Annotated in this window: 9 protein-coding genes; 5 read left to right on the forward strand and 4 right to left on the reverse strand. The window is 69.2% G+C overall.

The window, feature by feature from the left end; all coding sequences use genetic code 11:
* The 3 genes from ACFY1E_RS07460 to ACFY1E_RS07470 all read left to right on the forward strand — a co-directional run.
* The coding region (locus ACFY1E_RS07460; RefSeq protein ID WP_389072575.1) for a VWA domain-containing protein at positions 1–949 on the forward strand (949 nt) is incomplete at its 5' end.
* A gap of 152 nt (positions 950–1,101) precedes the next feature.
* Positions 1,102–2,832 carry a methionine--tRNA ligase gene (metG, locus tag ACFY1E_RS07465; RefSeq protein WP_389072577.1) on the forward strand — a complete coding sequence of 577 codons (1,731 nt, stop codon included), beginning with the start codon at positions 1,102–1,104 and terminating at the stop codon, positions 2,830–2,832.
* A 61-nt stretch (positions 2,833–2,893) separates the two neighbouring features.
* Positions 2,894–3,370, forward strand: coding sequence for a hypothetical protein (locus ACFY1E_RS07470; protein ID WP_389072580.1), 477 nt, complete (start codon positions 2,894–2,896; stop codon positions 3,368–3,370).
* A 91-nt stretch (positions 3,371–3,461) separates the two neighbouring features.
* On the opposite strand, the gene aspS is transcribed toward ACFY1E_RS07470, so the two are convergent.
* Positions 3,462–5,225 carry an aspartate--tRNA ligase gene (gene aspS, locus ACFY1E_RS07475; protein WP_389072582.1) on the reverse strand — a complete coding sequence of 588 codons (1,764 nt, stop codon included), beginning with the start codon at positions 5,223–5,225 and terminating at the stop codon, positions 3,462–3,464.
* Positions 5,226–5,380: 155 nt separating this feature from the next.
* Between aspS and ACFY1E_RS07480 the strand changes: the two genes are divergently transcribed.
* A complete protein-coding gene (locus ACFY1E_RS07480; protein WP_389072584.1) occupies positions 5,381–7,519 on the forward strand; it encodes a SpoIIE family protein phosphatase in 2,139 nt (712 codons plus the stop codon).
* On the opposite strand, the gene ACFY1E_RS07485 is transcribed toward ACFY1E_RS07480, so the two are convergent.
* From ACFY1E_RS07485 to ACFY1E_RS07495, 3 genes are all read right to left on the reverse strand, one after another.
* Positions 7,492–8,538 (reverse strand): AI-2E family transporter, encoded by a 1,047-nt coding sequence (locus ACFY1E_RS07485; protein ID WP_389072586.1) that lies wholly within the window; start codon positions 8,536–8,538, stop codon positions 7,492–7,494. The two genes, ACFY1E_RS07480 and ACFY1E_RS07485, sit on opposite strands and share 28 nt — an antisense overlap.
* Positions 8,539–8,637: 99 nt before the next feature.
* Complete coding sequence (locus tag ACFY1E_RS07490; protein ID WP_344403104.1) at positions 8,638–9,609, reverse strand: pirin family protein; 972 nt, start codon at positions 9,607–9,609, stop codon at positions 8,638–8,640.
* Positions 9,610–9,714: 105 nt separating this feature from the next.
* Entirely contained in the window at positions 9,715–10,182 is a 468-nt protein-coding gene (locus tag ACFY1E_RS07495) for an SseB family protein (protein ID WP_030939169.1), read from the reverse strand.
* A 149-nt stretch (positions 10,183–10,331) separates the two neighbouring features.
* Between ACFY1E_RS07495 and ACFY1E_RS07500 the strand changes: the two genes are divergently transcribed.
* Positions 10,332–12,158, forward strand: a complete 1,827-nt coding sequence (locus ACFY1E_RS07500; protein ID WP_389072589.1) for an acyl-CoA dehydrogenase — start codon at positions 10,332–10,334, stop codon at positions 12,156–12,158.

Raw genomic sequence — 12,158 nt, forward strand, 5'->3', positions numbered from 1 at the left:
CGAGGCCGACGAGCCCGCAGCCGCCGACGGCGAGGACACCCCGCAGGGGCCACCCGCAGCCGACAACGAAACCAGCACGGGCGGTGCGGGTGGGAACCACCCCGCCGAAGGCGAAGCCGAGGCGCAGCCCGAGCCGGCGGCCGCCACGGCCGAGGCCGACGAGCCCGCAGCCGCCGACGGCGAGGACACCCCGCAGGGGCCACCCGCAGCCGACAACGAAACCAGCACGGGCGGTGCGGGTGGGACCGACCCCGCCGAAGGCGAAGCCGAGGCGGAGCCCGAGCCGGCGGCGGTCGCCGAGCCCGTAGCCGCTGCCGCGCCGGAGGCCGACGCCCCCGCCGCCGCCCTGGCGAAGGCCGGCCTCACCACCGCCCGCGCCAAGGTCTACCTCGTCCTCGACCGCTCCGCGAGCATGCGCCCGTACTACAAGGACGGCTCCGCCCAGGCCCTGGCCGACCAGACCCTCGCCCTCGCCGAGCACCTGGACCCCGCGGGCAGCGAGAAGGCGTCCGTCCACGTCGTCTTCTTCTCCACGGAGGTCGACGGCACCACCGACCTCACCCCGGCCTCCCCCGAGACCGCCATCGACGACGCCCACGCCGGCCTCGGCCGCATGGGCCGTACCAGCTACCACGCAGCCGTGGAAGCGGTCCTCGCCCACTACGACGCCGACAACCCCGACGCGAAGACCCCCGCCCTGGTGATCTTCCAGACGGACGGCGCCCCGGACGCGAAGACCCCCGCCACCCAGGCCCTCACCGAGGCCGCGAAGACCCACCCCCAGGTGTTCTTCTCCTTCGTCGCGTTCGGCGACCACGACAACAAGGCCTTCGACTACCTCCGCAAACTGAAGACCGACAACACGGCCTTCTTCCACGCGGGCCCGACCCCCCTGGAGCTCACGGACGCGGAGCTCTACGACGGCGTACTGATCGACTGGCGCCCGTAGCCCCGTAGGCCCCGCCGAAAGAACGAAAGATCACCCGGGCCGCCCCTTCCCACCCCGTAAAACGGGAAGCGGGCGGCCCACCCATGTCGGCTACGATTTCAAGGTTCGCAAAGAACCAAGAACCCCGAAATCCGACCTGGGAGCAGCCCCCGATGGCTCGACACCTCATCACCAGCGCCCTTCCGTACATCAACGGAATCAAGCACCTGGGCAACATGGTGGGGTCCATGCTCCCGGCGGACGTGTACTCCCGGTACCTCCGCCAGCGCGGCCACGACGTCCTGTACATCTGCGCGACGGACGAGCACGGCACCCCCGCCGAGCTGGCGGCCAAGGAGCAGGGCCTGCCGGTGGACGAGTTCTGCGCCCAGGCGCACGACGCCCAGAAGGCGGTCTACGACGGCTTCGCGCTCGCCTTCGACTACTTCGGCCGGAGCTCGAGCCCCCAGAACGTCGAGATCACCCAGCACTTCGCCCGCCGCCTCAACGAGAACGGCTTCATCGAGGAGCGGGCGATCCGCCAGGTCTACAGCCCCGCCGACGGCCGCTTCCTGCCGGACCGCTATGTCGAGGGCACCTGCCCGCACTGCGGCTACGACAAGGCCCGCGGCGACCAGTGCGAGAACTGCACCCGCGTACTGGACCCGACCGACCTGATCAACCCGCGCTCGGCGATCTCCGGCTCCACGGACCTGGAGGTCCGTGAGACCAAGCACCTCTTCCTCCTCCAGTCCAAGCTGGAGAACGAGGTGCGCGAGTGGGTCGCCCGCCACGACAAGGACTGGCCGCAGCTGGCCTCCTCCATCGCCCACAAGTGGCTGACCGAGGGCCTGCACGACCGCGCGATCACCCGCGATCTGGACTGGGGCGTTCCGGTCCCGGCCGACACCTGGCCGGAGCTGGCCGCGGAGGGCAAGGTCTTCTACGTCTGGTTCGACGCCCCGATCGAGTACATCGGTGCGACGAAGGAGTGGTCGGACCAGGACCCGTCGAACCGCGACTGGAAGTCGTGGTGGTACGACGTCGACAACGACGTCCGCTACACGGAGTTCATGGCGAAGGACAACGTCCCCTTCCACACGGTGATGTTCCCGGCGACCGAGCTCGGCGTCCGTGAGCCGTGGAAGAAGGTCGACTACGTCAAGGCCTTCAACTGGCTGACGTACTACGGCGGCAAGTTCTCCACGTCCCAGAAGCGGGGCGTCTTCACCGACCAGGCCCTGGACATCCTCCCGGCGGACTACTGGCGCTACTTCCTGATCGCCAACGCTCCCGAGTCGGACGACTCGTCCTTCACCTGGGAGCACTTCACGGCGACGGTGAACAAGGACCTGGCGGACACCCTCGGCAACTTCGTCAACCGCGTGCTGTCGTTCTCCAAGAAGCGCTTCGGCGAGGAGGTCCCGGCGGGCGGCGAGCCGGGGGAGGCGGAGGCGAAGCTGGGCGAGCAGATCGCGGAGCTCCTCGCGGAGTACGAGTCCCAGCTCGAGGCCCTCCAGTTCCGCAAGGCGGCAGCAGCCCTGCGTGCCCTGTGGTCGGCCGGCAACTCCTACCTGGAGGAGAAGGCCCCCTGGCTGGAGATCAAGACGAACCAGGACGGCGCTGCCCTCACCCTGCGCACCGCGATGAACCTGATCCACCTCTACGCGGTGGTCTCGGAACCCTTCATCCCGACCACCTCGGCCGCCATGCGCCAGGCCTTCGCCCTCCCGGAGACTGCATCTGATCAAAAGCGTGCGACCTGGGTCTCCGCCACCGACGCGAAGTCCCTCACCGCGGTCCCCGCGGGCACGCCCTTCACGGTCCCGCCGGTCCTGTTCGCCAAGCTGACGGACGAGGACCTGGAGGCGTACAAGGAGCGCTTCGGCGGCGAGCCCGAGTAGGAACCGTGAGAGACGGGGCTCGGAGAGCCGTTCGGCTCACCGGGCCCCGTATTGTTCCGCCATGGCAGTCCCCGAGGTCATACCGATCTCCTACGAACCGCACGGCCGGGCCGAGGCCATCGGCCGCTATGCGGACGGCCAGTTCCTGGGAACGGTCACGTACGCCTTTCCGCGCGGGTACCGTCCGGACGACGGCTGGGAAAACGAAAAACGTCTCTTCGCGGTGCTCCACACCTTCGACGCCGAGGGCAATCACCGCGACTCGGAGATCTGGTGCGCCGGCACCTGGGCCGAGCAGCAGCGCAACCCGCACGGCGACGACTCGGTGCTCACCCGTGCCCGTGTGCACCTGGCGAAACTGCTGCGCAGCCTGCCCCGGCGCTCCTACACGGACATCGCGATACGCCCGTTCCAACTCACCGTGGACGGCGTGCTGTTCGGCCTGGTGACCGGCCAGGACGAGGAGGGCGGCTGGGCCGAGCTCCACCCGGACCGTCTGTTCTTCGCCTCACCCTGGGACGGCTCGTACGACACCTAGAACCGTGACTGGGGCCAGGGGCTGTGCATCCGGGTGCGCAAGCGAAAGGGCTCGAAACCGATGCCGGTTTCGAGCCCTTCCTGACCGCTCGCTACTTCGGCTGCGGCTTGCGCACCGACAGGTGCAGCTCCTTCAGCCGTGCCTCCTCCAGCTCCGTCGGCGCGCCCATCATCAGGTCCTGGGCGTTGCCGTTGAGCGGGAAGGCGATGGTCTCGCGGATGTTCGGCTCGTCCGCGAGGAGCATGACGATGCGGTCGACGCCGGGGGCGATGCCGCCGTGCGGCGGGGCGCCGAAGCGGAAGGCGCGCAGCATGCCGGCGAACTTCTCCTCGACGGTGTCGCGGTCGTAGCCCGCGATCTCGAAGGCCTTGAGCATGATCTCGGGCTCGTGGTTCCGGATCGCGCCGGAGGACAGCTCGACGCCGTTGCAGACGATGTCGTACTGCCAGCCGAGGATGTCCAGCGGGTCCCGGGTCTCCAGGGCCTCCAGGCCGCCCTGCGGCATCGAGAAGGGGTTGTGCGAGAAGTCGATCGCGCCGGTCTCCTCGTCCTTCTCGTACATCGGGAAGTCGACGATCCAGCAGAACCGGAAGACACCCTCCTCGAAGTGCCCGGCGCGCTTGGCGGCCTCGACGCGGACCGCGCCCATGATCTTGGAGACCTCGTCGAACTCGCCCGCGCCGAAGAACACCGCGTGACCGGCGGCCAGCGACAGGCGCTTGGTCAGCTCGGCGACGTTCTCCTCGGTGAGGAACTTCGCGATCGGGCCGGACAGCGAACCGTCCTCGGCCACGCGCACCCAGGCCAGGCCCTTGGCGCCCTGCGAGACCGCGAAGTCACCGAGCTGGTCGAAGAACTTCCGGGGCTGCGCGGAGACGTCCGGCACCGGCAGCGCACGGACGTGCTTGCCGGCGAAGGCCTTGAACTCCGAGCCCTCGAAGATGTCGGTGATGTCGACGAGCTCCAGCTGGGCGCGCAGGTCCGGCTTGTCGGAGCCGTACTTGAGCATCGCCTCGCGGAACGGGATCCGCGGGAAGGGCGAGGTGACGTGGCGGCCGCCGCCGAACTCCTCGAACAGCTCGGTCATCAGCTGCTCGATGGGCCGGAAGACGTCCTCCTGCTCTACGAAGCTCATCTCGACGTCGAGCTGGTAGAACTCGCCCGGCGAACGGTCCGCACGCGCGTCCTCGTCACGGAAGCAGGGCGCGATCTGGAAGTAGCGGTCGAAGCCGGAGATCATCAGCAGCTGCTTGAACTGCTGCGGAGCCTGCGGAAGGGCGTAGAACTTGCCCGGGTTGAGGCGGGAGGGCACCACGAAGTCACGCGCGCCCTCGGGGGAGGTGGCGGACAGGATCGGGGTTGCCATCTCGTTGAAGCCGAGCGCCGTCATCTTGTGCCGGATGGCGGAGATGACCGCCGTGCGCAGCATGATGTTCTTGTGCATGCGCTCGCGGCGCAGGTCCAGGAAGCGGTACTCCAGGCGCCGCTCCTCGTTGACCCCGTCCTCGGTGTTGATCGTGAAGGGGAGCGGGGCGGCCGCGCCGAGCAGCTCGACCTCGCCGACCTCGACCTCGACCTCACCGGTCGGCAGGTCCGGGTTGACGTTCTCGGTGCCCCGGGAGACGACCTTGCCGTCGACGCGGACCGTCGACTCCTTGGTCAGCTTGTCGAGGGCCTCGTAGGCCGGGGTGCCGGGACGGGCCACAAGCTGCGTGATGCCGTAGTGATCGCGCAGATCGATGAAGAGGATGCCGCCCAGGTCGCGCCGATTGTGCAGCCAGCCACTCAGCCGGACGTCGGTGCCGACGTCAGAGGAGCGGAGCTCGCCGCAGGTGTGGGACCTGTACCGATGCATCGTCGTTCATCCAGTCTTCGCGGATCGGGGGCTGTGTTCCAGGGTGTTTCACGTGAAACAACCCCCAGGGTACCGGGCACCCCAAGATCGGCTCCCCACCATTAAGAGTGGGCAATCGGTGGCACTCCTCGATCACCTCTCCATAAAGTGGGGCAATGCGCACTGGTGAGCCTCTGCCCGCCGTGGGGGAGGTTCTCGCCGCCCTCGCGACTGGCCTGTGGCACTGGGACACCGCCACCGAACTCGTCACGGTCGACGCCGAGGCGGCTCGGCTGCTGGGGCTGCCCGCCGAGCAGACCACCCTCACGGAGGCCAAGGCCCGGGCCCGGCTCCATCCGGTCGACTGGAACGAGATCATCGCCGTCGTCGGGCTCGCGGTCGCCGAGGGCACGCTGGCCGAGGTGCGAATCCGGATCATGGACGAGCAGGGCCGGGTGATCCGTGTCGTGCGCTCCCGCTCCAAGCCGTCCTTCGACCCCGAGAAGAAGTCCTTCCAGCTGATCGGCACCCTTCAGGAGGTCACCGAGCCGACCCCGGGCACACCGGCCGGACGCAGCGCCGTCACCGGCGACTGGCGGCGCTCCAGGGAGGCGTTCCTGCTGGACGCGGGCCGGGCGCTGGCCGAGGCGCGGTCCACGGAGGAGGTGCTGCGGGTCGCGGCGGGTCTGTCGATGCCGGGGTTCACCCCGGACGGGCTGGCGGTGTTCGGCGTGAAGGGTGACCGCCTGACGATCATCGGCCACCACGGGCACCAGCCCGGCGACGACGGCCCCTTCTCGCACATGTCCCTGGACACGGACTACCCGGCCGCCGAGGTGGCCCGCACCGGCCGTGCCGTCTACCTCTCCACCCCCGAGCAGTACAAGTCGCGCTACCCGGCCGCCTGGCCGCTCGCCGCGTCCTTCAACCGCCACTCCTGGGCGTTCCTGCCGCTGACGGTGGCCGGCCGCACGATGGGCGCCTGGATGGCGGCCTTCGCCTACCCGGTCACCTTCAATCCGGACGAGCGGTCCGTGCTGACGACGGTGGCCCGCATGCTCGCCCAGGCGCTGTCCCGGGCCGGCGCCGCCGAGACCGAGCGTGCGCTGACCGACGGCCTGCAGCGCTCGATGCTGCCGACCCTCGGCCCGCAGATACCGGGCATGAGCGTCGCCGCCCGCTATGTGCCCACCGGCGGCGGCCTCCAGGTCGGCGGCGACTGGTACGACATGATCCCGCTGCCCAACGGCCGGATCGCCCTGGTCATCGGTGACGTCCAGGGCCATGACGTGCGGGCGGCCGGCCTGATGGGCCAGCTCCGGATCGCCCTGCGCGCGTACGCCTCCGAGGGCCACCGCCCGGACGCGGTGCTCTCCCGCGCCTCCCGCTTCCTGCACGGCCTGTCGGACGGCGCCATCCGGCCCGGGGCCGCCGAGGAGGACGCCCTCGCGGATCTGCGCTTCGCGACCTGTCTGTACGTCGAGGCCGACCCGGCGACCGGCACCCTGGACATCGCCCGCGCCGGGCACCCGGACCCGGCGATCCGGATGGCGGACGGCACGGTGCTGGCTCGTCCGACTGCAGGGGGTCTGCCGCTCGGCATCGACCCGGACGCCGACTACCCGACCACCCGGATCATCCTCGAACCCGGCGAGACCATGCTGATCTGCACCGACGGTCTGATCGAGACCGGCGGCCACGATCTGGAGAGCGGCTGGCAGCGGATCCGCGCGATCCTCGAGGACCACAAGGGCGACCTGGAGGAACTGGCCGACGCCCTGGTCCAGGGCGTCCACGGCCCCTCTTCCCACCACACCACCGGGCCCCTCGCGGACCGGCGCGAGGACGACATCGCCGTACTGCTGCTGTCCCGGCCGGAGGGCTGCGACGAGACGGTGCCCGTGCCGCCGAAGGTCCGCCGCACCATGCTGTCCGTCGCGCAGGCGGAACCGGAGCGGGTGGCGGTGGCCCGTCAGCACCTGCGGGAGCTGCTGCACGACTGGCCCTCGCCGGACCAGGTCGACTCGGCGGTGCTGCTGGTCTCCGAGATGCTCACCAACGTCCTCGTGCACACCGACGCCGACGCGCTGCTGCTGGCGGAGGTGCGGGGGGAGTCCGGCGGCCGCCGGATGCGCGTCACCGTCACGGACACCAGCGACGCCCTCCCGCACAAGCGCCGCCCCGGCGAACTGGCCTCCTCGGGGCGCGGGTTGATGCTCATCGAACTGCTCGCGGACACCTGGGGCGTGGACCCGCAGGGCGAGGGCAAGAGCATCTGGTTCGAGCTCTACGAGTCCGACGGCTCGGGTACCTGATACCGCGCCCGCAGTTCGTGTACGACGCCGAAGACGGCGGCGGTGAGCGGCACCGCGAGCAGCATCCCGAGCACGCCTGCGACGGAGGCCCCCGCCGTGATGGCCACCATCACCATCGCCGGGTGCATCTGCACGGTCCGGCTCTGGATCATCGGCGTGAGCACATGCCCCTCCAGCACCTGCACGGCGAGGACGACGCCGAGCACCCACAGCGCGATCACGAACCCACGGTCGGCGAGCGCGACGAGTACGGCGACGGCACCGGAGATGAAGGCGCCGAGGTAGGGGATGAAGGCCCCGACGAAGACGAGCGCGCCGAGTCCGACGGCACCGGGCACGTCCAGCACCAGCAGCCCCAGGGTGATGCAGACGGCGTCGATGAGCGCGATGAAGCTGGTGCCGCGCATGAATCCCTCGACGGCCTCGTAGGCCCGGCGGGCCATGGCCTCCAGTGTGTCGCCGCTCTCACCGGGGGCCATGCTCCTGATCAGGTCGGCGGCCTTGTGCGAGTCCCGCAGGAAGAAGAAGACGAGGAACAGCGCGAGGACGGCCATGGCGATGGTCTCGCCGACGACGCTGACCCCGCTGATGACGTTGGAGGCCGCGGTCCCGCCGAACTTGGCGAGCAGGTCCTTCGCGTTCGTGGCGAGGTCGTCCAGGGAGGTGCCCGCGGCCCCGAAATGATCGGCGACGCCCTGGGCCGCGTCCTTCAGCGAGGCGACGATCTGGTCACCGGTGTCGATGAGCGCGGCCACGATGATGTAGACGGCCCCGCCGACCACGGCCACGACCGCGACGCAAGTGAGCCCGGCGGCGACGGACCGGTTGACCTTGGCCCTGACGAGCCGCCGGTGCAGGGGCCTCAGCAGGGCCGTCCCGAGCAGCGCCAGCAGCACCGGTGTCACGGCCGTGCGGAACTGCGAGCACAAAAGGACCCCGACGTACACGACCCCGGCAACCAGCAGGATCACGGCGCACCAGGCGGCCAGCCGCCGGACGGGGTCGGGGAGGAGCTGCACCCGTCCAGCGGATCACGACCGCCCGTGCCGTGTCCTGCGCGGACGGCCCACGCGGGTGAGATCCCCGGGTGGGCCGTCCGCGCACGGTCCCGGCGAGCCTTACAGGCCGCCCTCGGTCATCCCGTGCACGGCCGGGATGGTGCCCAGCCGGCCCTTCTGGAAGTCCTCGAAGGCCTGCTGGAGTTCCTCACGGGTGTTCATGACGAACGGACCGTAGTGGGCCATGGGCTCCCGTATCGGCTGCCCGCCCAGGAGCACGACCTCCAGGTCCGGGGTGTGCGAGTCCTGCTTCTCGTCCGCGCGGACGGTCAGCGCGGAGCCCGCACCGAACACGGCGGTCTGGCCCAGCTCGATCGGCCGCCGCTCGGCACCGACCGCGCCGCGGCCGGCAAGGACGTACGCGAGGCCGTTGAAGTCCTCGCGCCACGGCAGGGTGAGCTCGGCACCCGGCGCGAGCGTCGCGTGGATCATCGTGATCGGCGTGTGCGTGATGCCGGGGCCCTGGTGGCCGTCGAGCTCACCGGCGATGACCCGCAGCAGCGCGCCGCCGTCCGGGGTCGTCAGCAGCTGAACGTTTCCGCCGCGGATGTCCTGGTAGCGCGGGGCCATCATCTTGTCCCGGGCCGGGAGGTTCACCCACAGCTGGAGCCCGTGGAAGAGGCCGCCGGACATGACGAGGGACTCCGGCGGGGCCTCGATGTGCAGCAGGCCCGAGCCCGCGGTCATCCACTGGGTGTCGCCGTTGGTGATGGTGCCGCCACCGCCGTTGGAGTCCTGGTGGTCGAAGATCCCGTCGATGATGTACGTGACGGTCTCGAAGCCGCGGTGCGGGTGCCAGGGGGTGCCCTTGGGCTCGCCCGGCGCGTACTCCACCTCGCCCATCTGGTCCATCATGATGAACGGGTCGAGGTACTTGTAGTTGATCCCGGCGAACGCCCGGCGCACCGGAAAGCCCTCGCCCTCGAAACCGCTCGGCGCGGTCGTGACGGCGAGCACGGGACGTGCCACGGCGTCGGCCGGAGCGGCCACACGGGGCAGGGTCAGCGGGTTCTCGACGGTCACTGCAGGCATGTCGGTACCTCCTTGTGCGGCCAGTTTAGTTGAGCGTTGAACTTTCTGCCACCCGTAACAGAGAAAGCCCGGAGGGCATTCCCTCCGGGCTCCCACAGGCGGCCGTCAGCCGTACATCCGGCGCATCGCGAACTCGACCATCTGCTCCACGGCCTTCGCGTCGAAGACCATGCGGTGCTCGCCCTCCATGTCGAGGACGAAGCCGTAGCCGGTGGGGAGCAGATCGATGACCTCGGCCCCCGTGATCACGAAGTACTTGGACTCCTTGCCCGCGTACCGGCGCAGTTCCTTGAGCGAGGTGAACATCGGGATCACCGGCTGCTGGGTGTTGTGCAGGGCGAGGAATCCGGGGTTGTCGCCGCGTGGGCAGTAGACCTTCGAGGTGGCGAAGACCTGCTGGAAGTCCTCCGCGGACAGCTGTCCGGTGGTGAAGGCCCGTACCGCGTCCGCGAGGGACGGCGGGGACGGCTCGGGATACAGCGGCTGCTGCTGCCCGTAACCGCCGGGGCCCTGCTGCGGCTGGGCGTACTGCTGCTGAGCACCCGCACCCACGTTCTGGTCGTAGCCGTACATGAGCGCAAGAGTACTGAGTCACAGATGACCCATTCGGGGTTGCTTCTTATTACCGACGGGTAGCATCATCGTAGCTACTTGTTGGTACGTGAACTAGTGCGAGGAGCTACACCCGGTGCCTCGCCGATCTCTCTAACGGAGCCGTCGCCATGGGGCACTACAAGTCGAATCTGCGCGACATCGAGTTCAACCTCTTCGAAGTCCTCGGTCGGGACAAGCTGTACGGCACCGGCCCGTTCGAGGAGATGGACGTCGACACCGCCAGGAGCATCCTCGAGGAGCTGACCCGCCTCGCTGAGAACGAGCTGGCGGAGTCCTTCGCGGACGCCGACCGCAACCCGCCGGTCTTCGACCCCGAGACGAACACCGCTCCGGTCCCGGCGTCCTTCAAGAAGAGCTACAAGGCCTTCATGGACTCCGAGTACTGGCGGCTCGGCCTGCCCGAGGAGATCGGCGGCACCACCGCCCCGCGCTCCCTGATCTGGTCGTACGCGGAGCTGCTGCTCGGCTCGAACCCGGCCGTGTGGATGTACGCCTCCGGCCCGGCGTTCGCCGGCATCCTCTTCGACGAGGGCAACGAGGTCCAGAAGCACATCGCGAAGATCGCCGTGGAGAAGACCTGGGGCTCCACCATGGTCCTCACCGAGCCCGACGCGGGCTCCGACGTCGGCGCCGGCCGCACCAAGGCGATCCAGCAGGAGGACGGCTCCTGGCACATCGAGGGCGTGAAGCGCTTCATCACCTCCGGTGAGCACGACATGGAGGAGAACATCCTCCACTACGTCCTCGCCCGTCCCGAGGGCGCCGGCCCCGGCACCAAGGGCCTGTCCCTCTTCCTCGTCCCGAAGTACCTCTTCGACTTCGAGACCGGCGAGCTGGGCGAGCGCAACGGCGTGTACGCGACGAACGTCGAGCACAAGATGGGCCTGAAGGCCTCCAACACCTGCGAGATGACCTTCGGCGACAAGCACCCCGCCAAGGGCTGGCTGATCGGCGACAAGCACGACGGCATCCGCCAGATGTTCCGCATCATCGAGTTCGCCCGCATGATGGTCGGCACGAAGGCGATCTCCACGCTGTCGACGGGCTACCTGAACGCGCTGGAGTACGCCAAGGAGCGCGTCCAGGGCCCCGACCTCGCGAACTTCATGGACAAGACCGCGCCCAAGGTCACCATCACGCACCACCCGGACGTCCGCCGCTCGCTGATGACGCAGAAGGCGTACGCGGAGGGCATGCGCGCCCTGGTGCTCTACACGGCCGCCCTCCAGGACGAGATCCAGGTCAAGGAAGCCGCGGGCGAGGACACCAAGGCGCTGGAGGCCCTCAACGACCTGCTGCTGCCGATCGTCAAGGGCTACGGCTCCGAGAAGGGCTACGAGCAGCTCGCGCAGTCGCTGCAGACCTTCGGCGGCTCCGGCTTCCTGCAGGAGTACCCGATCGAGCAGTACATCCGCGACGCCAAGATCGACACCCTGTACGAGGGCACCACCGCGATCCAGGGCCAGGACTACTTCTTCCGGAAGATCGTCCGCAACCAGGGCGCGGCGCTGAACACCCTCGCGGAGGAGATCAAGAAGTTCCTGGCGCTCGGCGAGGGCGGCGAGGAGCTGGCCGGCGCCCGCGAGCACCTCGCGAAGGCCGCCGTCGAGCTGGAGGCCATCGTCGGCCTGATGCTGACCGACCTCGCGGCCACCGAGCAGGACGTCAAGAACATCTACAAGGTGGGCCTGAACACCACCCGTCTGCTGATGGCCTCCGGTGACGTGGTCGTCGGATACCTGCTGCTCAAGGGTGCCGCGGTCGCCGCCGAGAAGCTGCAGACGGCTTCCGCGAAGGACAAGGCCTTCTACACGGGCAAGATAGCGGCGGCGAAGTTCTTCGCGGCCAACGTCCTGCCGGGCGTCACCGGCGCCCGCAAGCTCGCCGAGAACGTCGAGCTGGACCTGATGGAGCTGGACGAGGCCGCGTTCTAA

The sequence above is a fragment of the Streptomyces sp. NPDC001604 genome (assembly GCF_042893475.1).
In the GTDB taxonomy this organism is placed as follows: Bacteria; Actinomycetota; Actinomycetes; order Streptomycetales; family Streptomycetaceae; genus Streptomyces.